Source organism: [Roseibacterium] beibuensis (genome assembly GCF_039542305.1).
GTDB lineage: Bacteria > Pseudomonadota > Alphaproteobacteria > Rhodobacterales > Rhodobacteraceae > Roseibacterium > Roseibacterium beibuensis.
Window position 1 is genome coordinate 137,152 of record NZ_BAABHW010000002.1, and the last position, 24,924, is coordinate 162,075.

At 67.3% G+C, this 24,924-nt stretch carries 23 protein-coding genes; 9 read left to right on the forward strand and 14 right to left on the reverse strand.

From position 1 onward, the window contains the following. Nucleotides 1–172 precede the first annotated feature (172 nt). A complete protein-coding gene (locus ABD923_RS07075; RefSeq protein ID WP_259549976.1) occupies nucleotides 173–1,219 on the reverse strand; it encodes an aldo/keto reductase in 1,047 nt (348 codons plus the stop codon). 108 nt (nucleotides 1,220–1,327) lie between these two features. Here ABD923_RS07075 and ABD923_RS07080 point away from each other — a divergent pair, with 108 nt between their 5' ends. The 4 genes from ABD923_RS07080 to metG all read left to right on the forward strand — a co-directional run bounded on the left by ABD923_RS07080 (nucleotide 1,328) and on the right by metG (nucleotide 5,911). Then, nucleotides 1,328–1,954, forward strand: coding sequence for an ImuA family protein (locus ABD923_RS07080; protein WP_259549977.1), 627 nt, complete (start codon nucleotides 1,328–1,330; stop codon nucleotides 1,952–1,954). Nucleotides 1,955–2,044: 90 nt separating this feature from the next. Continuing rightward, nucleotides 2,045–3,262, forward strand: coding sequence for an MFS transporter (locus ABD923_RS07085; RefSeq protein ID WP_259549978.1), 1,218 nt, complete (start codon nucleotides 2,045–2,047; stop codon nucleotides 3,260–3,262). A 99-nt stretch (nucleotides 3,263–3,361) separates the two neighbouring features. Further along, the gene (locus ABD923_RS07090) at nucleotides 3,362–4,108 is read left to right on the forward strand and encodes an SDR family NAD(P)-dependent oxidoreductase (protein ID WP_259549979.1); all 747 of its coding nucleotides are present in this window, start codon (nucleotides 3,362–3,364) and stop codon (nucleotides 4,106–4,108) included. Between the two features lie 93 nt (nucleotides 4,109–4,201). Beyond that, nucleotides 4,202–5,911 carry a methionine--tRNA ligase gene (metG, locus tag ABD923_RS07095; protein ID WP_259549980.1) on the forward strand — a complete coding sequence of 570 codons (1,710 nt, stop codon included), beginning with the start codon at nucleotides 4,202–4,204 and terminating at the stop codon, nucleotides 5,909–5,911. Between the two features lie 346 nt (nucleotides 5,912–6,257). On the opposite strand, the gene ABD923_RS07100 is transcribed toward metG, so the two are convergent. From ABD923_RS07100 to coxB, 10 genes are all read right to left on the reverse strand, one after another. Further along, on the reverse strand, nucleotides 6,258–7,655 hold the full coding sequence (locus tag ABD923_RS07100; protein ID WP_259549981.1) for an FAD-binding oxidoreductase: 1,398 nt from the start codon (nucleotides 7,653–7,655) through the stop codon (nucleotides 6,258–6,260). Nucleotides 7,656–7,710: 55 nt separating this feature from the next. Continuing rightward, on the reverse strand, nucleotides 7,711–8,295 hold the full coding sequence (locus tag ABD923_RS07105; RefSeq protein ID WP_259549982.1) for a GNAT family N-acetyltransferase: 585 nt from the start codon (nucleotides 8,293–8,295) through the stop codon (nucleotides 7,711–7,713). Next, nucleotides 8,295–9,557 (reverse strand): M16 family metallopeptidase, encoded by a 1,263-nt coding sequence (locus ABD923_RS07110; protein ID WP_259549984.1) that lies wholly within the window; start codon nucleotides 9,555–9,557, stop codon nucleotides 8,295–8,297. The genes ABD923_RS07105 and ABD923_RS07110 overlap by 1 nt, the downstream gene beginning before the upstream one ends. Further along, nucleotides 9,554–10,942: a threonine synthase gene (gene thrC / locus ABD923_RS07115; protein WP_259549985.1), complete on the reverse strand. Its 1,389-nt coding sequence runs from the start codon at nucleotides 10,940–10,942 to the stop codon at nucleotides 9,554–9,556. Before thrC ends, ABD923_RS07110 begins: the two co-directional genes overlap by 4 nt. 10 nt (nucleotides 10,943–10,952) lie before the next feature. Beyond that, nucleotides 10,953–11,621 carry an SURF1 family protein gene (locus ABD923_RS07120; RefSeq protein WP_259549986.1) on the reverse strand — a complete coding sequence of 223 codons (669 nt, stop codon included), beginning with the start codon at nucleotides 11,619–11,621 and terminating at the stop codon, nucleotides 10,953–10,955. A gap of 86 nt (nucleotides 11,622–11,707) precedes the next feature. Further along, nucleotides 11,708–12,523, reverse strand: coding sequence for a cytochrome c oxidase subunit 3 (locus ABD923_RS07125; RefSeq protein ID WP_259549987.1), 816 nt, complete (start codon nucleotides 12,521–12,523; stop codon nucleotides 11,708–11,710). Between the two features lie 28 nt (nucleotides 12,524–12,551). Then, on the reverse strand, nucleotides 12,552–13,127 hold the full coding sequence (locus tag ABD923_RS07130) for a cytochrome c oxidase assembly protein (RefSeq protein ID WP_259549988.1): 576 nt from the start codon (nucleotides 13,125–13,127) through the stop codon (nucleotides 12,552–12,554). Next, entirely contained in the window at nucleotides 13,124–13,321 is a 198-nt protein-coding gene (locus ABD923_RS07135) for a cytochrome C oxidase assembly protein (RefSeq protein ID WP_222191380.1), read from the reverse strand. Before ABD923_RS07135 ends, ABD923_RS07130 begins: the two co-directional genes overlap by 4 nt. A gap of 3 nt (nucleotides 13,322–13,324) precedes the next feature. After that, nucleotides 13,325–14,269: a heme o synthase gene (cyoE, locus tag ABD923_RS07140; protein WP_259549989.1), complete on the reverse strand. Its 945-nt coding sequence runs from the start codon at nucleotides 14,267–14,269 to the stop codon at nucleotides 13,325–13,327. A gap of 67 nt (nucleotides 14,270–14,336) precedes the next feature. After that, nucleotides 14,337–15,227, reverse strand: coding sequence for a cytochrome c oxidase subunit II (coxB, locus tag ABD923_RS07145; RefSeq protein WP_259549990.1), 891 nt, complete (start codon nucleotides 15,225–15,227; stop codon nucleotides 14,337–14,339). A 193-nt stretch (nucleotides 15,228–15,420) separates the two neighbouring features. Here coxB and tldD point away from each other — a divergent pair, with 193 nt between their 5' ends. The 3 genes from tldD (at nucleotide 15,421) to topA (ending at nucleotide 20,998) form a co-directional block, all read left to right on the forward strand. Beyond that, nucleotides 15,421–16,848, forward strand: coding sequence for a metalloprotease TldD (gene tldD / locus ABD923_RS07150; RefSeq protein WP_259549992.1), 1,428 nt, complete (start codon nucleotides 15,421–15,423; stop codon nucleotides 16,846–16,848). Between the two features lie 113 nt (nucleotides 16,849–16,961). Next, a complete protein-coding gene (dprA, locus tag ABD923_RS07155) occupies nucleotides 16,962–18,173 on the forward strand; it encodes a DNA-processing protein DprA (RefSeq protein ID WP_259549994.1) in 1,212 nt (403 codons plus the stop codon). Nucleotides 18,174–18,334: 161 nt separating this feature from the next. After that, nucleotides 18,335–20,998: a type I DNA topoisomerase gene (gene topA, locus ABD923_RS07160; RefSeq protein ID WP_259549995.1), complete on the forward strand. Its 2,664-nt coding sequence runs from the start codon at nucleotides 18,335–18,337 to the stop codon at nucleotides 20,996–20,998. 13 nt (nucleotides 20,999–21,011) lie between these two features. On the opposite strand, the gene ABD923_RS07165 is transcribed toward topA, so the two are convergent. After that, entirely contained in the window at nucleotides 21,012–22,757 is a 1,746-nt protein-coding gene (locus tag ABD923_RS07165) for a phospholipase D-like domain-containing protein (RefSeq protein WP_259549996.1), read from the reverse strand. A 201-nt stretch (nucleotides 22,758–22,958) separates the two neighbouring features. Between ABD923_RS07165 and ABD923_RS07170 the strand changes: the two genes are divergently transcribed. Then, the gene (locus tag ABD923_RS07170; RefSeq protein ID WP_259549997.1) at nucleotides 22,959–23,555 is read left to right on the forward strand and encodes a nitroreductase family protein; all 597 of its coding nucleotides are present in this window, start codon (nucleotides 22,959–22,961) and stop codon (nucleotides 23,553–23,555) included. After that, nucleotides 23,552–24,259, forward strand: a complete 708-nt coding sequence (locus ABD923_RS07175) for an EI24 domain-containing protein (RefSeq protein WP_259549998.1) — start codon at nucleotides 23,552–23,554, stop codon at nucleotides 24,257–24,259. Before ABD923_RS07170 ends, ABD923_RS07175 begins: the two co-directional genes overlap by 4 nt. Here the strand turns inward: ABD923_RS07175 and ABD923_RS07180 are convergent. After that, nucleotides 24,228–24,509, reverse strand: a complete 282-nt coding sequence (locus tag ABD923_RS07180; RefSeq protein WP_259550000.1) for a DUF1467 family protein — start codon at nucleotides 24,507–24,509, stop codon at nucleotides 24,228–24,230. The genes ABD923_RS07175 and ABD923_RS07180 overlap by 32 nt on opposite strands. Continuing rightward, nucleotides 24,509–24,913, reverse strand: coding sequence for a methylmalonyl-CoA epimerase (gene mce / locus ABD923_RS07185; protein ID WP_259550001.1), 405 nt, complete (start codon nucleotides 24,911–24,913; stop codon nucleotides 24,509–24,511). Before mce ends, ABD923_RS07180 begins: the two co-directional genes overlap by 1 nt. Nucleotides 24,914–24,924 lie beyond the last annotated feature (11 nt).

The window sequence follows — 24,924 nt, forward strand, 5'->3', positions numbered from 1 at the left end:
GCAAGGGCTGATCGGGCCAGGAACGTTCCGAAAAGCGGGCGGCCGGATCGTTTCGGCGCAATGCCCGCTTTTCATTTCTCGACATTATTCCTGGGAGGATGCGAGTATTTCACCCCAATGATTCAGGATTACGCATTTATCCACAGTCCACCCACAGGTTCATCCCACGCCATCAATACGGCATCGGATGCGCCTTGTGGACCGCAGCCAGCTCTTCCAGAACCTCGTCGGACAGGTGCACGTCCACCCCATCGAGGATGCGCCGAAGCTGGTCGGACGTGGTCGCGCCAAAGATCGTCGAGACCGGGAAGGGTCGCTGCACGGTGAAGGCAAGCGCCATGTGAACCACGTCGACCCCGTGCTTCTCGGCGACCGCCATGTAGGCCGCCACGGCCTCGAAAGCGCGGTCGGTTGCGCGCCCGCCGAGATCGCCATTGCCTTCCATCCGGCTGCCCGCCGGGACCGCCCCGTTCTGGTACTTCCCGGTCAACAGCCCCGCCGCGAGGGGCGAGTAGGCCATAAGCGTCACCTGCTCGTTCACCGCCAGTTCGGCAAGGTCGGTGTCATAAAGGCGGCAGAGGAGCGAGTATTCGTTCTGGATCGTCTGCACGCGCGGCAGGTCGTGCTGCTCGGACAGGCGCAGCCATTGCGCCGTGCCCCAGGCGCTTTCGTTCGACAGGGCGAAATGTCCGATCTTGCCCGCCTTCTGGGCGGCTTTCGCGGCCTCCAGCACCTCGAGCATGTTGGCCAGCGTCGCGGCCTTGTCCTGGTGCGAGGGGTCGTAGGTCCAGCTTTGGCGGAAATGGTAGCTGCCACGGTTGGGCCAGTGCAGCTGGTAAATGTCGATATGATCGGTCCGCAAACGGGTCAGCGAGGCATCCAGCGCCTCGGTGAAGGTTTCCGCGGTGATGTCCTGCTCGGGCCGGACGAAGGCCTTGTTCTTGCCCGTGATCTTGGTGGCCAGCACGTAATCGTCGCGACGCCCCGGATTGGCCGCGTTCCAGTTGCCGAGAACCGTTTCGGTCAGGCCGACGGTTTCGGCGGTGACGGGGTTCACCGGGTACATCTCGGCCGTGTCGACGATGTCGATCCCGGCCTCCAGCGCCATGTCCATCTGGCGGTGGGCGTCGCCCTCGGGGGTCTGGTTGCCCCAGGTCATCGTGCCGAGGCAGTAATCGGTGATGGTCTGATCGGTGCTGCCCAGTTGAATGCGGCGCATGGCTGTCCCTTGTCCTGTTCTTTTCGCGATTGCCGCGCACCCTAAGCCGCCCATCCCCGAGGGCAAGCAGGCCTTGAGAACATTTCAGGAACATATATCATTTACCATATGGACCCCACCCGCATCACCCGTCACAGCCACCGACAGCCGCGCCCGATGGTGCCGTTTTGCGCCCCCTTCGCGCTGGCCACCGGACGCGCGCACGAGTTTTGCGGCGCGGCGCGGCGGCGCCTGGCGCTGTGGCTGGCGCGCGGCACGACCGGCCCGGTGCTCTGGATTCGCCCCGCCTGGCACCCGGACCGCCCCCATATGGCCGGCATGGTCGAGGAGATCGCGCCGGGCCGCCTGGTTTTCGTGGAGCCGACCCGCGCCAGCGACCTGCTCTGGTCGATGGAAGAGGCCCTGCGCAGCGGCGCGGTTCCGCTGGTGGTGGGCGACCTGCCGGAGCCGCCCGCGCTGACACCCGTGCGCCGCCTGCATCTCGCCGCCGAGGCCGGGGCCGAGGCCACCGGCCGCGCGCCGCTGGCGCTCTTGCTGACGCCGGGGGACGGCGGCGCACCGGGGATCGAGACGCGCTGGCGGCTGGACCCGGCCCACAAAAGCCCCGCGCCGGGGGCGTGGCACCTGCACCGCATCCGCGCGCGCGAGGCGCCACCGGGCGATTGGCCGATCCGGCGCGGACCGCGCGGCGCGCCCGAGATCGCCGCCACCCCGGCCGCGCGCGAACCCGCCTGACCCGAAATCGACGCCCCCTGACGCAAACAGGCCAGCGGCGCGCGGATCGACGCGATAGGTCAGGCATATTGCCCGAATGACCTCGATCCCATGCGCCTGCTGATTTCCTTTGCCGCCCTCTTCCTCTCCGTCATCCTGTTGCAACTGTCCTCGGGGGGTGTGGGGCCGCTGGACGTGCTGTCCGGCACGGAACTGGGCTTTACCAACCGGCAGATCGGCCTTCTGGGCTCGGCGCATTTCTTCGGGTTCTTCATCGGCTGCTGGTTCGCCCCGCGCCTGATGGGCTCGGTCGGCCATTCCCGCGCCTTCGCCGCCTTCACTGCCATGGGTGCCATCGGACTGATCGCGCATATGCTGGTCACCCACCCCTACGCCTGGGCTGTGATGCGGGTGGCCTCGGGGCTGTGCATCGCGGGGGCCTACACGGTGATCGAGGCCTGGCTTCAGGCCAAGGTCACGAACGCCACGCGCGGGCGCACCATGGGCACCTACCGGATGGTGGACACGGGCGGATCGCTGGCGGCGCAATTGCTGATCGGGGTGCTCGCGCCCGCCTCCTACGTCTCCTACAACATCCTGGCGCTCCTGTGCATCGCGGCGCTTCTGCCGCTGACGCTGACCCGGCTCAGCCAGCCCGAGACCGGCACCGCCCCCCGCCTGCGCCCGGGCCTTGCGTGGCGATTGTCGCCGCTGGCCGTGGCCGGTGTGATCGTCGCGGGCGTCTCTGGCGCCTCGTTTCGCATGGTCGGCCCGCTTTACGGCGCGGAAGTCGGGCTGCGGCCCGACCAGATCGGTTTCTTCCTCGCCGCGTTCGTCCTTGGGGGCGCGGTGGCGCAGGTGCCCGCCGGCTGGCTGGCAGACCGCCATGACCGGCGGCAGGTGCTGATCTGGTTCTCGGTCGCCTCCGTCGCGGCCTGCGGCCTGACCGTGGCAAGCGCGGGCCTCGGCCTCGCCGCGATCTTCCTTGCGGCGCTGATCTTCGGGCTGACCACCTTCCCGATCTATTCGATCTCGGCGGCGCATGCCCATGACTGGGCCGAGGACAGCCAGAGGGTCGAGTTGTCCGCCGCGCTGATGTTCTTCTACGCGCTCGGGGCCATCGTCGCGCCGCTTCTGACCTCCAGCCTGATCGCCGCTTACGGACCGGCGGCGCTGTTCGCCTTCGTCGCGCTGGCCCATGGCGGGCTGCTCGTCTTCGGCCTGTGGCGCATGCGTCGCCGTGCCCCCACGGACCAGCGCGCCCCCTATGTCTGGATCCCGCGCACCTCGTTCCTTGTCGGGCGGATCTTTCGCCGGGGCGACGACTAAAAACCGCGCGCCTTGTTCCGGATCAAAGTCGGCGCCCCATGCGAGACATAATCTGAAATCCACCCCAAACCGCTCACAGGACCGGCAAAGGAGGTCTTCATGGACATTCGATTCGACGACAAAACGGCCATTGTCACCGGCGCGGCCTCCGGCATCGGCTTTGCCATCGCCAAGGAACTGGCCCAAAGCGGCGCAACGGTCCTTCTGGCCGACCTGAGCGCCGAGGACGCGGCCGAAAAGGCCGAAGAGATCGGGCATGGCGCGATCTCCTGCGCGACGGACGTGGCCAAACCCGACCAGGTCGAGGCGATGGTGAAACTCGCCGTGGCCAAGACCGGACGGCTGGACCTGCTCGTCAACAACGCGGGCATCGGCGGGCCGGCAGAGCCCACGGGCAACTACCCGCTCGACGGCTGGCACCAGGTGATCAACGTGAACCTGCATGGCGTTTTCTACGGCATGCGCTACGCCATTCCCGTCATGAAGGCGGGCGGCGGCGGGTCCATCGTCAATATGGCCTCGATCCTCGGCAGCGTCGGCTTCGCCACGGCCTCGCCCTATGTCGCCGCGAAACACGCGCTGCTGGGGCTGACCAAAACGGCGGCGCTGGAACATGCCGCGGACAACATCCGGATCAACGCCGTGGGGCCGGGCTTTATCCATACAGCCCTGATCGACACGCATCTCGACGCGGACACCCAAAGCTATCTCGCCGGGCTCCATGCGCTCAAACGCATGGGCACCCCGGAAGAGGTCGCGACGCTGACCTGTTACCTCCTGTCCGAGGCCGCCAGCTTCATCACCGGCTCTTACCACCTCGTCGACGGGGGCTATACGGCGCAATAGGCACGGCCTGACCGGGACGGACGCCATTCGCACCTCTGGCCTCTGGCCGCAGGGGGCGCTAAACGGTGCGCGACAGCACGGCAGGAGTCCCCTATGGCGCGCACCCTCATCACCTCGGCGATCCCCTACATCAACGGGATCAAGCATCTCGGAAACCTCGTGGGCAGCCAGTTGCCCGCCGACCTCTACGCCCGCTACCGCCGCGCGCGCGGCGACGAGGTTCTGTTCCTCTGCGCCACCGACGAACACGGCACCCCGGCCGAGCTGGCCGCGGCCAAGGCCGGCAAGCCGGTGGACGAATACTGCGCCGAGATGTGGGGCGTTCAGGCCGGGCTGGCCGAGGGCTTTCGCCTGTCCTTCGATCATTTCGGGCGGTCCTCCAGCCCGCAGAACCACAAGCTGACCCAGCATTTCGCGGGCAAGCTGGCCGAGGCCGGGCTGATCCGCGAAGTGACCGAGAAACAGGTCTATTCCAACGCCGACGGCCGCTTCCTGCCCGACCGCTACATCGAGGGCACCTGCCCCAATTGCGGCTACGACAAGGCCCGCGGCGACCAGTGCGAGAACTGCACCAAGCAGCTTGACCCGACCGACCTGATCGAGCCGCGCAGCGCGATCTCGGGCTCGACCGACCTGGAAGTGCGCGAGACCAAGCACCTCTACCTGCGCCAATCCGCGATGCGCGCGCAGCTTGAAGAGTGGGTCGATTCGAAAACCGACTGGCCGGTGCTGACCACCTCCATCGCCAAGAAATGGCTGAACGACGGCGACGGGCTGCAGGACCGGGGCATCACCCGCGACCTCGACTGGGGCATCCCGGTCAAGAAAGGCGAAGACGACTGGCCCGGCATGGAAGGCAAGGTCTTCTACGTCTGGTTCGACGCGCCGATCGAATACATCGCCTGTGCCGCCGAATGGGTCGATGCAGGCAAGGGCACCGATTGGGAACGCTGGTGGCGCACCGACAAGGGTGCCGATGACGTGCGCTACGTCCAGTTCATGGGCAAGGACAACGTGCCCTTCCACACGCTCAGCTTCCCGGCCACGATCCTCGGCTCGGGCGAGCCGTGGAAGCTGGTCGATTACATCAAGTCCTTCAACTACCTGAACTACGATGGCGGCCAGTTCTCGACCAGCCAGGGGCGCGGCGTGTTCATGGACCAGGCGCTGGAAATCCTGCCCGCCGATTACTGGCGCTGGTGGCTTCTCTCCCATGCCCCCGAAACCTCGGACAGCGAGTTCACGTGGGAGAATTTCCAGGCCGGCGTGAACAAGGACCTTGCGGACGTGCTGGGCAATTTCGTTAGCCGGATCACCAAGTTCTGCCGCTCGAAATTTGGCGAGGTCGTGCCTGAAGGCGGCGAGATGGGCGATCAGGAACAGGCCCTGATCGCGGAACTGGAAACCCGGCTGGCCGCCTACCAGCACCACATGGACGCGATCGAGATCCGCAAGGCATCGGCCGAGCTGCGCGCCATCTGGGCCGCGGGCAACGAGTACCTGCAATCCGCCGCCCCCTGGACCGCCTTCAAGGAGGACCCGGACCGCGCCGCCGCGATCACCCGCTTCGCGCTGAACCTCATCCCGCTCTACGCCGGCCTGTCCGCGCCCTTCATCCCCGACGCGGCCGCAGCGATGGCCAAGGCCATGGGCACCGAGCTGTCCTGGCCCGAGAACGTGGCGCAGGCGGTCGGCACCCTTCCGGCCGGGCATACCTTCACGGTGCCCGATGTCCTCTTCGCCAAGATCAGCGACGAGGCGCGCGAGGACTGGCAGGCGCGCTTTTCCGGCATCCGTACCTGACAGGTTCCGGGAAATGGGGGCTCTGCCCCCGCCCTGCGGGCTCCCCCGGAGGTTTTTCGGCCAAGATGAAGACAGGGGCGGTGCGCCCCGGTCCACCCCGCACCCGACTTTAGCGGATTGGCTACCGGTGTTGTCCGGGCACGGGGCTTCACCTTGGACGCCGCTTCGCTCTCCAGCTCACGGCGCGGCCCCACCATGGCGCGTTAACGTTAACGAAGCGTTACCTGTCCCTTCATCTTGGCGAAAAAACTCCCGCCGGAGGCACAAGGCGCACCCGAGCGGCCTCCGGCAGGAGGCCCGAGGGCGCGCCTCCCCCGGTCGCGGCCGAAAGGCCGCGAAACACCTGTCAGGATTTCAGAACCGCGCCCGGGTTCATGATGCCCCTGGGATCGAGCGCCGCCTTGATCGCCCGCATCGCCGCCAGCTTGCCCGGATCGCCGTAGCGTTCGAGATCGTCCACCTTGAACCGCCCGATCCCGTGCTCGGCCGAGACCGAGCCCCCCATCGCATGCACCAGGTCATGTACCGCTCGCTTGATCGCGCCGCGCTCGGTCTCGTGATCCGCGCGCGTCCGGCCGGGCATCGGGAAGACGTTGTAATGCAGGTTGCCGTCGCCCAAGTGGCCAAAGCAGTTGGTCCGGTACTCTCCGATCTCGGCCAGTTTGCCGGGCGCCTCGGCGATGAAATCGGGGATGCGCGCCACGGGCACCGAGATGTCATGCGACGCCACCGCGCCGATCCGCCGGTTGGCCAGCGGGATGTTCTCGCGCAGCGCCCAGAATTCCTGCCTTTGCGCCTCGGATTGGGCGATCACGCCATCCGTGACCAGCCCCGCCTCGAAGGCCTCGGCGAACAACTCTTCCAACGCCTCCTCCGGCCGCGCGCCGCCGGACAGGCCCAGATCGACCAGGCACATCCAGTCGGGCGGCGTGTCGAAAGGCTGTTTCACCTCCGGACCGACCTCGTTCAGGAAATCGAGGCCCGTGCGGCTGATGATCTCGAAGGCCGACACGCCTTCGCCGATCCGGGCTTGTGCCATGCGCAACAGCCCCAGTGCCGCCTCGGCATGCGGCACCACCATCAGCGCCGCGCCGGTGGCCTCGGGCTTGGGGAACAGGCGCAGCGTGGCTGCCGTGATCACGCCAAGCGTCCCCTCCGCCCCGATCAACAGGTGGCGCAGGTCGTAGCCGGTGTTGTTCTTGCGCAGCGGCGAGAGCGTGTTCATCACCGTCCCGTCCGGCAGCACCGCCTCGATCCCGAGGCAGAGATCGCGTGCATTGCCGTAGCGGATCACGTTCACCCCGCCCGCATTCGTCGCCAGAAGCCCCCCGATCCGGGCCGAGCCCTGGCTGGCCAGCGTCAGCGGAAAGATCCAGCCCTCGGCCTCGGCCGCGGCGTGGATATCGGCGAGGATCGCGCCGGCCTCCACCGTCATGGTCCCCGCCTGCGCATCCATCTCGCGCACGGCGCGCATGCGTTCCAGCGACAGGATCACCGGCGCGGGGCCAGACTCGGACAATTGCCCGCCGACAAGGCCGGTGCCGCCGCCATAGGGGATCACCGGCGTGCCCGTCTCGGCACAGGCCTTGATCGTCTCCGCCACCTCCGCCGTCGTGGCGGGCAGGACAAGCGCGGCCCCCTGCCCCATCCAGCGGCCGCGCGGCTCTTCGAGGTAGCGCGGTTCGACCTCGCGCAGGGCGGACGGGGGCAGACGCTCTGCCAGGAGGCTCAGGATATCGGTCATGCTGTGTTACCTAGCGCGTTGGCGCGGGGCGTGGAAGGCAATGGGCCGGGCCTTTTCACCCGACATCCGTCCGCCCCCGGCGATCCGCGCGCAGATTGGCGTAGAGCACGTGGTTGCGCCAGCGCCCGTTGATCTGCAGATAGCTTTGCGCGACGCCTTCATATTTGAACCCGGTTTTCTCCAACACACCGCGCGAGGCGACGTTTTCCGGCAGGCAGGCGGCCTCCAACCGGCTCAGGTCCAGCGAGCGGAAGGCGTAATGCACCACGGCCTCGATCGCCTCGCGCATGTAGCCCTGCCGCGCATGGGCCTCGCCGATCCAGTAGCCGAGCGTGCCCGCCTGCGCAGGCCCGCGCCGGATGTTGTCCAGCGTGATGGCCCCGAGCAGCACCTCATCGGCGCGGCGATGGATAAAAAGCGGCACCGCGTTGCCCTGCGACAGCGCGCGCTGCGCCCAGTAGACCCGGTTGGTGAAGGCCTTGCGTGTCAGGTGATCGACGGCCCAGGCGGGCTCCCACGGTTTCAGGAAGGCCTCGGACTGGCTGCGCAGGGCGACCCAGGGGCGGTAATCGGCATGGCGCGGCAACCGCAGCGACAGGCGATCCGTTTCGATCCGAACGTGCCGCTTCCGGCTCAGCATCAGGCCGCCAGACGCTCCGTCACATGGGCGAGGTCGGGCGCGCCCGACACCGGGCCATACAGCGCCATGGCCGCGCGACCCGATTGCACCAGCCCGGCGGCATGGGCGCGCAGACCCTCCAGCGTGACGGCATCAATCTTCTCGACGCTTTCTTCCAGCGGCGGCACGCGCCCCCAGATCGCGACGAGGCGCGCCATGCGCTCGACCCGGGCCGAGGGGCTTTCCAGCCCCATCAACAGCCCCGCCTTGATCTGCGCGCGGGCGCGATCCAGTTCCACCGCCGTCATGTCCTCGGCCGAGCGGCGGATCTCATCGAGCGTCAGCCCAACCAGGTCGCCCAGCTGGTCGCCCGAGGTGCCAGCGTAAATCGTCAGCATGCCGGTATCGTCGAAGGCGCCGACCGAACTGTAGATCGTGTAGCACAGGCCCCGGCGTTCCCGGATTTCCTGAAACAGGCGCGAGGACATGCCGCCGCCCAGCGCCGTCGCGTAGATCTGCGCGGTATGGATATCGTCCGAGCGATAGCCGGGGGCCTCCAGCGCCAGGGTGAAATGCGCCTGCTCAAGCTCCTTGATGACCCGCTTCTCGCCACCGGCGAAGCGCCCCGGCTCGGGGATCGCGACGGAGCCGGGCGTCATGTGGCCGAAGGCCGCCTCGGCCAGCCGCACGATCTGGTCATGATCGACCGCGCCCGCCGCCGACAGGATCAGCTGCCCCGGCCCGTAATGCTCGGCCACGAATCCGTCGAAATCGCCCCGCGAAAAGCCGCGCACGCGCTCGGCGGGGCCAAGGATCGTGCGCCCCAGCGGCTGGCCCGGATAGGCCTCTTCCTGCAACCAGTCGAAGATGATGTCGTCGGGCGTGTCGGCGGCCTGCCCGATCTCTTGCAGGATCACGCCGCGCTCCACCTCGATCTCGCGCGGGTCGAAGGCGGGGTTGAGCGTGATATCGGCGATCAGGTCGATGGCCAGCGGCACGTCATCGGCCAGCACGCGGGCGTAATAGGCCGTCACCTCGCGCGAGGTATAGGCGTTCAGGTAGCCGCCCACATCCTCGATCTCCTCGGCGATCTGCTGGGGCGTGCGGCGCGCCGTGCCCTTGAACGCCATGTGTTCGAGGAAATGGGCGATGCCGTTCTGCTCGGCCCGCTCGTGACGTCCCCCGGCGCTGACCCACAGCCCGACCGAGGCCGACTGCATCGAGGGCATATGCTCGGTCACGACGCGCAGCCCGTTCGACAGGGTATGAAGTTCTACCGTCACGCGAACACGCCCTCCTCGATCAGCGCCTCTATGGCCGAGAGGTCATTCTCGACCCGCGTCACGCGTTCCTCGCGGTCGAACAGGTCGGCCATGCGCGGCGGCAGCGCGGGGCGGATGCCCGTCGCGGCCTCGACCGCATCGGGGAATTTCGCCGGATGCGCGGTGGCGAGCGTGACCAGCGGCGTTTCGCCCTGGAAATCCTGCGCGACATGCACGCCGACCGCCGAATGGGGGCACAGCAACTCGCCCATCTCGGCCCGCGCGCGTTTGATCATAGCGCTGGTTTCCTCCTCCGAGGCGCGGCCGGAGGCGAAGGTTTCGCGCAACCCTTGCAGCGCGCCCTGGCTGATGTGGAACCCGCCGCCCGATTTCAACTCGTCCATCAGCTGCGCCACGGCGGCCCCGTCGCGGCCATAGGCGTCGAACAAAGCGCGCTCGAAATTCGAGCTGACCTGGATATCCATCGACGGGCTGATCGAGGGCGTGACGCCATGGGTGACGTAATCGCCCGAGGACAGCGCCCGGTGCAGGATGTCGTTCTGGTTGGTCGCCACGATCAGCTGCTCGATCGGCAACCCCATCTTCTTGGCGATATGACCCGCGAAGATGTCGCCGAAATTGCCCGTGGGCACGCAGAAGCTGACCTTGCGATGCGGCGCGCCCAGGCTGACGGCGGCGGTGAAGTAATAGACGACCTGCGCCAGCACCCGCGCCCAGTTGATCGAGTTCACGCCCGCCAGCCGCACCCGGTCGCGGAAGTCGAAATCGTTGAACATGTCCTTCACGCGCGCCTGGCAATCGTCGAAATCGCCGGTCAGCGCGAGGGCATGGGCATTGGCCTCGGACACGGTGGACATCTGGCGGCGCTGCACGTCCGACACGCGGCCATGCGGAAACAGGATGAAGACCGACACGTTGTCGAGGCCGCGAAACGCCTCCATCGCGGCCGAGCCGGTATCGCCCGAGGTCGCCCCCACGATGGTCACCCGGTCGCCCCGGCGCTTCAGCGCGGCCTGGAACAGCTGACCGATCAGCTGCATCGCGAAATCCTTGAAGGCCAGCGTCGGGCCGTGGAACAGCTCCAGCAGGAAATGGTTCGGCTGCAACTGCTTGAGCGGTGCGCGGGCGGCATGGCCGAACCCGGCATAGGCGGCTTCGATCAGCGCGCCGAACTCGTCATCGGTGAAGGTGTCGCCGATGAAGGGGCGCATCACGCGAAAGGCGACCTCTTCATAGGGCAGCCCGGCCAGCGCGGCGATATCGCCCTGGGACATCACCGGCACCTCGGCGGGAACGTAAAGCCCCCCGTCGCGGGCCAGACCCGTCAGCATCGCTTCTTCGAAACTCAACTCGGGGGCGGTCCCCCGCGTGGATACATACCGCATCGCTTGTCCTTCAGACCGTTCGTCGCCTGATACGCCACAGAAGATAGAGTGTCATCCCCAACCAGAGCACCGCCAGCGAAAACCACGTGATGGCATAGTTCAAGTGGTCGTTCGGGATGCCCTCGGTCGTCACCGGCAGAGGCGTGATCGGGGCATCATCCACCGACAGGTCCCGCGCGATGACGAAGACGGGCTCGGCGTCGAGATGCGCGGCCAGCGCATCGACGTCGCGCGCATACCAGATGTTGCGGGCGAGGTCCGGCTCGGGCGTGAAGCCGTCCACTTCCTCGGGCCAATGGACATTGCCGGTGACGGTGACCGCGCCCTCATGCGCGGGCACCGCGCCCTCGGTCGGCATGATGCCGCGATCGACAAGGATCACCCGCGCGCCGGTGTCGAAGGGCGAGATCACGCGATAGCCCGCGCCCACCCCGCGCTGGCTGACAAGGACACGGGCATAGGCATCGCGGAACTGCCCGGTCACCTCGACCGGCAGGAACCGGTCCGCTTCCATATCCGGTGCCTCGGGCAGCGCCACCGGGGCGTCGGCGATGCGCGCCTCGATATCGGCCAGCATCGCCTCTTTCCACGCCAGCCGCTGCACCTGCCAGACCCCGAGGCTGACCAGGATCGCCACGCCGCCGATCCCGAAGACCAGGGGCCAGATCATACGCCGCATCTTGTCGCCTCCAATGGAAAGGCCCGCCAAGTGGCAGGCCTTTGCGCGAAATTCAAGTCGCGCCCGACAGGCGGGCGCGATGCCACTCAGTGGGCGATCTGGCCCTGGCCCCAGATGTAGACGGCCAGGAACAGGAACAGCCAGACCACGTCGACGAAGTGCCAGTACCATGCCGCCGCTTCGAACCCGACATGCTTCTCGGGCGTGAACTGACCCGCCTTCACCCGCAGGTAGCAGACGAACAGGAAGATCGTGCCGATGATCACGTGCAGGCCGTGGAACCCGGTCGCCAGGAAGAAGGTCGAGAAGAACTTGTCGCCGCCGAAGGTCCAATCGTCATGGACGATCAACTCCCAGTATTCGAAGGCCTGAAGCCCGGTGAAGGCGAGGCCCAGCACGACGCCGATCAGAAGGCCCCATTCGACATCCTTGCGGTCTTCGTTATGGACCAGCGCATGGTGCGCCCAGGTCACGGCGCAACCCGACAAGAGCAGGACCAGCGTGTTGATCAGCGGCAGGTGGAACGGGTCCACCGTATGGATCTCGGGCATCGAATAAACCGAGCCCTCGTAGGCGCTCATCGGGTAGAGCGCGTGCTTGAAGAAGGCCCAGAACCACGCGACGAAGAACATCGCCTCGGACATGATGAACATGATGAAGCCATAGCGCAGGCCAAGGCGCACGACCGGCGTATGGTCGCCGTCATTGCTTTCGTGCACGACATCGGCCCACCAGCCGTACATGACGTAAAGCACGGCAGCGAGGCCCATCAGGAACAGCCAGGGCGACCCGGAATGCATCCAGTTCACGGCGCCGAACAGCATCGCGAAGGCACCGCCAGCGGCCATGAGCGGCCAAATGGACGGTGGCAGAATATGGTAGTCGTGTTTTGCGTGAGCCATGGGTGTCTCCGTCCTCCCGGTCGTCGTCTCAGTTGCCGCCCGATGTCGCTGGTTCGAGCGCGGCATAATCTTCTGGCATGTCCGTCACATGGAACGTGTAGGACAGGGTAATCGCGGGCGTGCCGCGGATTTCGGGGTCGTCCACGATTTCGGGATCGACATAGAAGGTCACGGGCATCTGCACGCGCTCGCCCGGCTCAAGCACCTGCATCTCGAAACAGAAGCAGGCGATCTTCACGAAATAGCTGCCCGCATCGAAAGGCGCGACATTGTAGCTGGCCGTGCCCGCGACAGGGCGGTCGGTCGGGTTATAGGCCTCGTAGAAGGCCAGCCCGGTCTCGCCGATGCGGATATCCATATGCGGCTCGACCGGGCGGAATTCCCACGGCATGTCGCGCGCAAGGCTCGCGTCGAAGCGCACACGGATCGTCCGGTCGAGGATCTGGTCGCTTTCGGTCTCGGCCACGTTGGTCGTCCCGCCATAGCCCGTCACGCGGCAGAACCAGTCGTAAAGCGGCACGGCGGCCCAGGCGAGGGATGCCATCACCACGATCACGCCCAGAAGGCCGAAGACCGTCTTGCGGTGAGAGGCCTGTCCGCTCATTGATCGCCCCCCTCCGTCACCGGGGTGACCGAGACGCGCGGCTGGTGGTCGAACGCCTCCATCGACGCGCCTTCCTGGATCTTGGCGATGGTCAGGCCAAAGACGATGGCGGCAAAGCCGACAAGGCTCAGCGCCACGCCGACATTCCGGCCCAGCCGACGCTTGTGCAATTCGTGGGTCTCAGTGATCGGCATCTCTTACCACCCCCAGACGCCGGCCGCCCGCAGCGCCGCATCGGCCATCAGCGCGCCGAAATGCAGGAACAGGTAGCTCAGCGAGAATTTGAACAGCCGCTTCTCGGCGGCATAGCTGTCGGCCTCGGCCGTGGCTTCGTCGCGCCGCCAGACGGCTTTGGCGCGGAGCACGAAGATCAGGTTCAGCACGATGGCCGCCGACAGGTAGATCGGCCCACCGATCGAGGTCAGGCCAAGGCCCAGCGCCACCGGCGCCAGCAGCAGCGAATAGATCCAGACCTGGCGGCGGGTTTCCTTGCGGCCATGGGTGACGGTCAGCATCGGAACCTTCGCCTCGTGGTAGTCGGATTTCATGAACAGCGCGAGCGCCCAGAAATGCGGCGGCGTCCACATGAAGATCAGGCCGAACATCAGCACCGACTCGATCGACACGCCGCCCGTCACGGCCGCCCAGCCGATCATCGGCGGAAAGGCCCCCGCGGCGCCACCGATCACGATGTTCTGCGGCGTCGCCCGCTTCAGCCACATCGTGTAGATCACCGCGTAGAAGAAGATGGTGAAGGCCAGAAGCCCGGCCGCGACCCAGTTCGTCGCCAGCCCCAGCATCGCCACCGAGATCACGCTCAGCCAAAGCCCGATGGACAGGGCCTCGCCGCCCGTGACCTTGCCCGCCGGAACGGGGCGGCCCTTGGTGCGCTTCATGATCCGGTCGATATCGGCGTCATACCACATATTCAGCGCGCCCGAGGCGCCGCCGCCCAGCGCGATGAACAGGATCGCGGTGAAGCCGACCATGGGGGATAGGCTACCCGGCGCGACAAGCAACCCGGCCAACGCCGTGAAGACAACCAGCGACATCACGCGCGGCTTCAGAAGCAGCACGTAGTCCCCGAATCGCGCTTCGGGCGCGCCGGTCTGAACTTCGGTGTTGACGGTTGCGTCGCTCATCGCGCCGGACCCTCCCGGTCGAAAGTGAGGGTGGGCCGCATCAGCGCCGCCCACCCGATCTCGTGAATTACTCGGCTGCGGCCAGCTCGATCACCTGCGGGGCCGTCATGCCGTCGATCGAGTTGAAGGCCGTCGCCTCGCCCGCGACCCAGGCCTCGTATTCCTCGGGCGTCACGGCAAAGACGGTGATCGGCATGTAGGCGTGGTTCACGCCGCACAGTTCCGAACACTGGCCGAAATAGACGCCTTCCTGGCCCGGCTCGACCTCGAACCACAATTCGGCCAGGCGACCCGGCACGCCGTCCTGCTTCACACCGAAGGCGGGCATCGCCCAGCTGTGGATCACGTCGGCGGCGGTCACCTGCACGACCACGGTCTGACCGGTCGGCACGACCATCGCGGTGTCGGTGGCCAGAAGGTATTCGTCCTGGCTGTAGCCGTACTCGGCCAGTTCATCCTCGTTCAGCATGACCGACAGGTAGTCGATACCATGCTCGGGATATTCATAGCCCCAGTACCACTGGTAGCCGGTGGCCTTCACCACGACATCGGCCTCGGGGATGGTCTGCTGGCGGAACAGCACCGGCAGCGAGAAGGCCCCGATCACGATCAGGATGATCAGCGGGACGACCGTCCAGGTCACCTCGATCTTGGTGTTGTGCGTGAAGCTCGACGGCACCGGGTTCGCCTTGGCGTTGTGGCGCAGCATCGTCCAGATCAGCAGGGCGGTGACGAAGATCACGATCGCCGTGACGATCACCAGAAGCAGCGTATCGAGCGCGCGGATGTCCTGCGCGACGCTGGTCACCCCCGGCTGCATGTTGACGCCGCCCGGCTCGGGCGCACCGATGATCTCCAGCCCCTCGCGCAGGCCAGCGGTCTGCGCGCTTGCCGCCGCGGCTGTCAGGGTTGCTCCGAATGCAGCCGTCAGGCCGCCAAGCTTCTTGCGAAGTGCCATGCGTTTAAGTCCCGTTCTGTCCCGGCTGCCGCTCCTCTTGCCCCGTGACACGGGGCTCCTCCGTTTCGGCATACCGTTGCGTTCCAAGCTGCTAGGACCATATCCTTGAGCGAGTATCAACACATTGGTCAAAAATGTCTCACCTGGCAAGAACTTGACATAGATCATTTTTGACCCCTGCGCGGAGCCCCGAATGTCGCAAGTTCCCCCTTCTTTTCGACCGTTTGAGACCCAGATCGACGAAAATGCCGCACTTTCGATTCTGCGCGCCGCGACCGACGGCGCGGATGATGGCGAGCTGTTTCTCGAACGCCGCCGGTCCGAGGTTCTGGTTTTCGACGATGGTCGCGTGCGCAACGCGAGCTATGACGCGGGCGAGGGATTCGGCCTGCGCGCCGTGAAGGGCGAGGTCGCGGCCTATGCCCATTCCACCGAGATCTCCGAAGCCGCCCTGCGCCGGGCCTCTGAAACGACGCGCCTTGCCGTGGGCGACGGCGGCGGCACCATGGCCGCGCCGCCCCAGGGCACCAATGCACGCCTCTATACCGACGCCGACCCGATGTCGGGGGCCGAGTTCGGCGTGAAACTCGACACGCTGCGCGAGATCGACGCCTTCGCCCGCGACCTCGATCCGCGCGTCGTGCAGGTCTCAGCCAGCCTCGCCGCGTCTCTGCAAGAGGTCGAGATCCTGCGCCCCGAGGGTCACCGCGTGGCCGATGTGCGCCCGATGGTGCGCCTGAACGTGTCGATCATCGTCGAGGAAAACGGCCGCCGCGAGTCGGGCAGCGCGGGCGGCGGCGGGCGGATCGGCCTGACCGGCCTGCTCGAACGCGCCCATTGGGAAGGCGTGGCGCGCGAGGCGCTGCGCATCGCGCTGGTCAATCTCGGCTCGGTGCCCGCCCCTGCCGGCGTGATGGACGTGGTCCTCGGCCCCGGCTGGCCCGGCATCCTGCTGCACGAGGCCGTGGGCCACGGTCTGGAGGGCGATTTCAACCGCAAGAAGCAATCGGCCTTCGCCGGGCTGATGGGCCAGCGTGTCGCCGCGCCCGGCGTCACCGTGCTGGACGACGGCACCATCCCCGACCGGCGCGGCTCCGTCACCGTGGATGACGAGGGCACGCCCGCCCACAAAACCACGCTGATCGAGGATGGCATCCTCGTGGGCTACATGCAGGACCGGCAATCGGCCCGCCTGATGGGGGTGGAGCCCACCGGCAACGGGCGGCGCGAAAGTTATGCCCATGCGCCGATGACCCGCATGACGAACACCTACATGCTGGGCGGCGACGCAGAGCCGGGCGATATCCTCGCCGATCTCAAGGACGGCATCTATGCCGTGGGATTCGGCGGCGGGCAGGTCGATATCACCAACGGCAAGTTCGTCTTCTCCTGCACCGAGGCCTACCGGGTGCAGAACGGCAAGCTCGGCGCGCCGGTCAAGGGCGCCACGCTGATCGGCGACGGCGCCACCGCGCTGCAAAACATCCGCGCCATCGGCAATGACATGGCGCTCGATCCCGGGATGGGCAATTGCGGCAAGGCAGGCCAGTGGGTGCCCGTGGGCGTGGGCCAGCCGACACTGATGATCGGCGGCCTGACCGTGGGTGGCTCGGCGGCCTGAGGGCCGGCGGGGCGGCACCGGCGGGGCGGGCGCCTTGACCTTGCCCGCCAACCGCCGCGCTTTGGCCCCGAAGCGGTAAGGATCGGTTAACCATTTCGCGCCAGCGTTATGGCATGTGGACCGTCGCCGATTCTCCCCCTGCGGCCCAATGGGCCGACGCCGCCTTCTACGAGGCGCCCGTCAGCTATACCCCGCCGCCCGCCGATGGCGCGGCAGAACGGCTGGCGCGGCTGCGCCTGATCCGCTCGCGCCGGGTGGGGCCTGCCACCTACCTTCGCCTGATGGCCGAACACGGCGCGGCCCACGCCGCGCTGGACGCCCTGCCCGAGGTCGCCCGCGCCGCCGGGGTCGAGGCCTATACCCCCTGCCCCGAACCCGTGGCGGCGGCCGAGATGCGCGCCGCCGAGCGTTTGGGCGCGCGCATGCTCTGCCTCGGCGATCCCGACTACCCCGCCGCGCTGGCCGAGATCTCCGATGCCCCGCCGATCCTCTGGGCGCTTGGCGATCTGTCGCTGCTTGCGCGGCCCGCGCTCGCCATGGTCGGCACGCGCAACGCCTCGGCGCTCGGGGCGCGCATGGCCCGCCGCCTTGCCACCGATCTGGGTGCCGCAGGCTTCACCGTTGTTTCCGGGCTGGCCCGCGGCATCGACGCGCTGGCCCATTCCGCGGCGCTCGGCACCGGCACCATCGCCGTGCAGGCGGGCGGTCTCGACGTGATCTACCCAACCGAGAACACCGAGCTTGCTCATGACATCGCCCGCCAGGGCCTTCGGCTGTCGGAAATGCCCTTCGGCCTGCATCCGCAGGCGCGCCATTTCCCGCGCCGCAACCGGATCGTCTCGGGCCTTTCGCGGGCCGTGATCGTGGTCGAGGCCGCGGCGCGGTCAGGCTCGCTCATCACCGCGCGCTGCGCGGCCGACCAGGGGCGCGAGGTCATGGCCGTTCCCGGCCACCCGATGGACAGCCGCGCCTCGGGCGCCAATATCCTGATCCGCGATGGCGCGCTTCTGATCCGCTCGGCCGAGGACGTGATCGAAGCCTTGGGCCAACCGGCCCCCGCGCCCCTGCCCCAGTCCGACACGGCGACCCGGATGGCCGCGCGGCAGCACGCCCGCCAGGATCCCCCGCGCCCCCGGCAGCCCACCCCGCCCGGCGGGGTCGAGGCGCTGATCCTCGGCACGCTCGGCCCCTCGCCCGTGGCCGAGGACCAGTTGATCCGCGACCTCGCCCGCCCCCCGCGCGAGGTCGCGCAAGCCCTCGCCATCCTCGAAATGGCTGGCCGCATCACCCGCGCCGCTGGCGGCATGGTCAGCCGCACCTCGTAAAATCGCCCGAAATTTTCCAAGGCGTAGCCTTGTCCACAGCGCACCCCGGATGCCGCATTGACAACCGGCCCCTCGGCCCCACATGGTCCGCCGCCAACACGGGGGGCCGATTTGCGGGCCGCCCAACTTCATTACGATCCCGTATCCAAGGTGTCCGTTCCATGCCCGTCGTCGTTGTCGAATCCCCGGCCAAGGCCAAGACAATCAACAAGTACCTGGGCGACGATTATACCGTTCTGGCCTCCTACGGGCATGTCCGCGACCTGCCCTCCAAGGACGGCTCGGTCGACCCCGAACAGGGCTTCGCGATGGAGTGGGAGGTCGCCAGCGACAGCAAGAAGCACCTCAAGGCGATCGCCGACGCGCTGAAAGACGACCCCGACCTGATCCTCGCCACCGACCCCGACCGCGAGGGGGAGGCGATCAGCTGGCACCTGCAGGAGGCCCTGCAAAAACGCCGCGCGCTGAAAAAGGACAGCAAGGTCAGCCGCGTCACCTTCAACGCCATCACCAAGGATGCGGTCACCCGCGCCATGGCCGAGCCGCGCGATGTCGACATGGAACTGGTCGAGGCCTATCTCGCCCGCCGCGCGCTGGATTACCTCGTGGGCTTTACCCTGTCGCCCGTTCTCTGGCGCAAGCTGCCCGGCGCGAAATCGGCAGGCCGCGTGCAATCGGTCTGCCTGCGCCTCGTCGTCGAACGCGAGATGGAGATCGAGGCCTTCCGCCCCCGCGAATACTGGTCGGTCAAGGCGATCCTCGACACCCCGCGCGGCCAGAGCTTCGAGGCCCGTCTCGTCAGCCTCGGCGGCAAGAAACTCGACCGCTACGACCTGCCCAACAAGGCCGAAGCGGGGCTTGCCGTGCAGGCCGTCGCCTCCCGCGCGCTCTCGGTCACGCAGGTCGAGGCCAAGCCGACCTCGCGCAACCCCGCCCCGCCCTTCATGACCTCGACCCTCCAGCAGGAGGCGTCGCGCAAGTTCGGCTTCGGCGCGAAACAGACCATGGCCGCCGCCCAGCGCCTCTACGAGGCGGGGCACATCACCTACATGCGGACCGACGGCATCGACATGGCGCCCGAGGCCGTGCAGGCCGCGCGCGCCGCGATCACCGACCGCTTCGGCGCGAATTACACGCCGTCCAGCCCGCGCATCTACAAGAACAAGGCCAAGAACGCGCAGGAAGCGCACGAATGTATCCGCCCGACCGACATGACGAAATCGGCCGACGAGATCCGGCTGTCCGAAGAGGATCAGCGCAAACTCTATGACCTGATCTGGAAACGCACCATCGCCAGCCAGATGGAAGCCGCCCGGATGGAGCGCACCACCGTCACCATCGCCAGCGACGACCGGCAGGTCGAGTTGCGCGCCACGGGCCAGGTCGTGCTGTTCGACGGGTTCCTCAAGGTCTACGAGGAAGGCCGCGACGACGCCGCCGAGGACGAGGATGGCAAGCGCCTGCCGCAGATCTCCGAGGGCGAGGCGCTCAAGCCCGCCAAGGGCGCGCTGGCCGCCGATTTCGCCAAGGCCGCCGGCGAGGGCGACGCGGTGATCGAGGATGACAGCGCAAGCGGCGAGATGAAACGCGCCGACGCGGCGCTTCTGTCCAGGGACGGCGCCGTTCTGGGCCAGCAGCATTTCACCCAGCCGCCCCCGCGCTATACCGAGGCCAGCCTCGTCAAGCGCATGGAAGAACTGGGCATCGGGCGTCCCTCGACCTATGCCTCGATCCTCGACACGATCCAGGCGCGCGGCTACGTGACCAAGGACAAGGGCCGCCTCATCCCCGAGGACAAGGGCCGTCTCGTCATCGCCTTCCTGGTGAACTACTTCCGCCGCTACCTCGAATACGACTACACCGCCAAGCTCGAAACCGAGCTCGACGAGGTCAGCGCGGGCGAACAGCATTACCAGGACGTGCTCGAACGCTTCTGGCGCGATTTCTCGGCCGCCGTGGCCGAAACGTCGGAACTGCGCATCACCGACGTTCTGGAAAAGATCAACGAGGTGCTGGAACCGCACCTGTTCCCGCCGAAACCCGACGGGTCCGACCCGCGCCTGTGCCCCAAATGCGGGGCGGGGCGGCTGTCGATGCGCACCGCGCGGTCTGGCGGGGCCTTCATCGGCTGTTCGAACTATCCCGAATGCCGCTACACCCGTCCCTTCGGCCCGCCCAGCGACGAGGCCGAGGACGGCACCGCCGATCTCGACGACAAGATGCTTGGCGTCGATCCCGACAGCTCGGAACCGGTCTACCTGCGCAACGGGCGCTTCGGCTGGTATGTCCAGCTGGGCGAGGTGACGGAGGAGAACAAGAAACCGCCGCGCGCCTCGCTGCCCAAGATGTGGACGCCCGAGACGATGGACCTCGACAAGGCGCTGCGCCTGCTGCACCTGCCCCGCCTCGTCGGCCAGCACCCCGATGATGGCGAGCCGATCGAGGCGAATTTCGGCCGCTACGGGCCTTACGTGAAGCACGGGCGCATCTACGCCAACCTCCCCGACGAGGAAGAGGTGTTCACCGTCGGCATGAACCGCGCCGTGGAACTGATCGCCGAGAAAGCCGCCAAGCGCGGCGGGCGCGGGACCACCGCCGCGCCCCTCAAGGAGTTGGGCGAACACCCGACCGAGGGCGGGCCGGTCAACGTGATGAACGGGCGCTACGGTCCTTACGTGAAATGGGAAAAGGTCAACGCGACCCTGCCCAAGGATCTCGACCCGCAGGACATCACGATGGAACGCGCCGTCGAACTGATCGCCGAGAAGCAGGCCAAGGGCGGCAAGAAGAAAAAGACCACGACCCGCGCCAAGAAAAAGGCCTGAGCGCCGGTCGCGCCTAGAGCCGGTTCAACATCGCGGGCCACCGGCGCAGCAAGGGTTCCAGCCACGGAACCGGCTGCCCCGGCGCCTGCGGTTCGCTTTGAACGATCAACCCTTCGGCCAACCGCTCCAACCGCGCGGCGAAGCCCGGGTCCAACGTGACCAGCAGGTTCTCGGTGTCGTGGTAATAGGTGCGGCGGTTGAAATTGACGCTGCCGGTGACGGACAGCCGGTGGTCGATCACCAGCATCTTCACATGCATCAGCTGCGCGTAACCCTGGTAGGCGTAGAACTCGAACCGATCCGCGTGGCGCGCCACGGACGCGCCGGTCAGCGAGGTCACGAAACGCTCGCTGATCTCCGGAGAGCTCATCATCAAGACGATGCGCACCCGCACCCCGCGCGCCTCGGCCCGCAAGAGCGCGGCCTCGATCGCGGGCGGCGGGTAGAAGAACTCCGAGAAGATCAGGATATCGTCGCGCGCCGCGTCGATCAGGTCGACATAATAGCGCTCCAGCGCCCCGTCATCGGCCCAGGGGCGGGACACAAGATGGCGCATCAGCGGCGCGCCCGCGGCCGGTGCGGCGGCAGGCGCGACCGTGGCCGGGGCCATTTCCTCCAGCGTGCGCGCGTCGCGATGCCAGAAGGCCAGCGCCTGCGCCGCGATGCTGCGCACCATCGTGGGGTCGCGCAATTCAACATCGAGATCGTCGAAGATCACGAAGAAATGCTCGGCGAACCAGTTCAGGTTCGTGTAGTCCTGCAAATGCGGCCAGGCCGACAGATCGAACGGTTCTTCGTAGAAATACCCGTCATGCAGGTTGCGCCCGCCGATGATGGCCCGCGAACTGCCCGGAGCCGCCCCCAGGGTCAGGAACAGTTTCGCATGATGCACCCGGTGCAGGGTCTCCGCCGACCCGGCCAGCCCAGGCGCGGGCCAGCTGAAATACTGGACCTGCACGCTGGGATAGCGCGCCGCGAACCGGTCGATGAAATCCCGGTCGATCCCGTGCATCAACGCCTCGTTCAGCGCGATGCGGATCTCGGTCCCGGCGCGGGCGTGATGTTCCAACGCGCGCTGGATCAGGCTGCCCTGCATGTCGGCCCGCAGGAACAGCGACGAGATCGCGATCAGGTCCAGCTCGGGCGCACGCGTGAAATCCAGCGCCATGTCCGGGTTGCCCTGTAGCAGCGCCGCGCGCGGCACCGTGTAGCCCAGCAGCGAGTCCAGCCGGGACTGCAACGCCTCGATCCCGTCATGCAACAGCCGCGCCCCCTGCGCAGGCAGGACGCAACTGCCCACCATCCCGTACTCGGCCTGCACCAGTTGCGCGAGGCGATCCCCGCGCGCAACGGGAACGCGCGGGCAGTCATCGGCCCTGAGCGCCAGTCGCGACAAGTGGGGCGCGACCTCGGTTTCCGGAGCCAGCCGCAGCGGGGCCGCCTGCCCGACCTGAAGGGTGCACTCCCCCGTGTCGGGCTGCCACAGCAAGGCCGCCTCCTCCGCGCCATCGACCAGCGCCGTGCGCGGTCGATCCGGCGACAAGGGGATTTGCGTGTCCCCGGCCAGCAGCATCGCCCGCCCCTCGCATTGCGCCCGCACGGGCCGCAGACCGCGCCATTGCGGCTCCAACGCGACCCGCAGCGCGCGGGCGCCGATATCGGACAGGGCAAAAGGCTGGTCAGGCTGCGCAGGCCCCTCCGCCGACAGGGGCACATAGGCGGCGGCCAGCCGCCCCGAGGGCGTGGTCGGCCCGGACATGCCACAGCCCGCGACGGCGATGACGACGCACACCAAGAATACGGCTCGGATCCCCAACACAGCCATGTCCGATGCTTCCCCCAACACATGCGAGCCTAATGGCCCCGGCCACCGCCGGGCAAGCCGCCATTGGGCCAGCATCTTGATATGTGGGGAAGATAGGCCGACATGTCGCATGTGGCCACGCGAACAGGACCCGTGATGAGTGTCGAGACACCCCCGCTTTCTCCGAACCCCGAGGCGATGGACTTCCTGCTGACACGCCGGTCGCGCCCGCCGCGCATGCAGGGCCGCACCGCGCCCGACCGCGAGACGCTGAAAACCATGCTCACCGCCGCCGCCCGCGTCCCCGACCATGGCAAGCTGGAGCCGTGGCGCTTTCTCGTGCTCGACCGCGCCGCCTGCGCCCGCCTCGCCGACCTCACGCGGCAGATCGGCACCGACAAGGGCCTCGCCCCCGAGCGGATCGAAAAGGACGCAACCGGCTTCGCCGAAGCGGGCCTGATCGTCGCCGTCGTGTTCAGCCCGAAACCTTCCGACAAGATCCCCGAACGCGAACAGCTCATGTCGGCCGCCGCCGCCTGCCTCAGCCTTGTGAACGCCGCGCTGGCCAGCGGCTGGGGCGCGTGCTGGCTGACCGGCTGGCGCGCGACCGACCCGGACTTCCTGACGCGGGGGCTGGACCTTTTCCCCGGTGAATCCATCGCCGGTTTCATCCATATCGGGGAGGAGGCGCGCGTTCCCCCCGATCGCCCGCGCCCCGATATCGACACCTTGACCAGTTGGATCACCACATGATTTTCGACAGTTTCCTCAAAGCCCTGCGCCAGTTGACCGACCCGAAATTCCTCGGCGTGCTTGCCGCCGGGATCGGCCTTACCCTGCTGCTTCTGGTGGGGTTCTACGCGGGCTTCGTCGTGCTGGTGGGCTGGCTCTTGCCCGAAACGATCACCCTGCCCTGGATCGGTGACATCACCTGGGTCGACAACGCGCTGACCTGGGCGGGGGTGCCGCTGATGCTGGTCTTGTCGATCTTCCTGATGGTGCCCGTGGCCTCGGCCTTCATGGGCATTTTCCTTGAGACCATCGCCGACGCGGTCGAGCGCAAGCACTACCCCTCGCTGCCGCCCGCCCGCTCGGTCGGCATCCTCGAGGGGATGCTGGACGCGCTGAAATTCCTCGGCGTGCTGATCGCGGTGAACCTTGTCGCGCTGATCGCCTACCTCTTGGTGGCCCCGCTTGCGCCCATCATCTTCTGGGTGGTGAACGGCATTCTTCTGGGGCGCGAATACGCGCAGCTCGTGGCGCTACGCCGCTCGGATGCGGCGGGCGCGGCCGCCTTCCGCCGCCGCAACCGTCCCACGATCTTTGCCGCCGGGGTGCTGATGACCGTTCCGCTGACCATCCCGGTGGTGAACATCCTCGTCCCCATCCTCGGGGCCGCGACCTTCACCCACCTCTATCACCGCCTCAATTCGTCGAGCCCAGCCCGAAGCGCGTGAACAGGTCGAAATCCTCGATCGTCACGAAATCGGTCAGGATGATCGCAGCCACCACGGCCCAGACCGCAAAGGCGGCAACCGTCGTGATCAGGAACCGCTTCTTCAACTGCGGATTCTCGGGCGCCGAGCCATGCGTGCCGCGCACCCGTTCGCCCGCCTCGTCCTGGCTGGTGACACCGGTTTGCAGCACGATCAGAAGCGTCATGAACCAGATGATCGCGTAAAGCACGATCCCGGTGACGACGTTCATCAGACCTGCTCCAACTCGACCAGCGTGCCGTTGAAATCCTTGGGATGCAGGAACAGGACCGGCTTGCCATGCGCGCCGATCTTGGGCTCGCCATCGCCCAGAACGCGGGCGCCGGCCTCCTTCAGCTTGTCACGCGCGGCCAGGATGTCATCGACCTCGTAGCAGACATGGTGAATCCCGCCCGAGGGGTTCTTTTCCAGGAACCCCGCGATGGGAGAGTTCTCGCCCAGCGGGTAGAGCAACTCGATCTTGGTGTTCGGCAATTCGATGAACACGACCGTGACGCCGTGGTCCGGCTCGTCCTGCGGCGCGCCGACGCGCGCGCCCAGCGTGTCGCGGTATTGCGCGCTCGCGGCCTCGAGGTCGGGCACGGCGATGGCAACATGGTTCAGGCGTCCGATCATGGGTCTCTCCC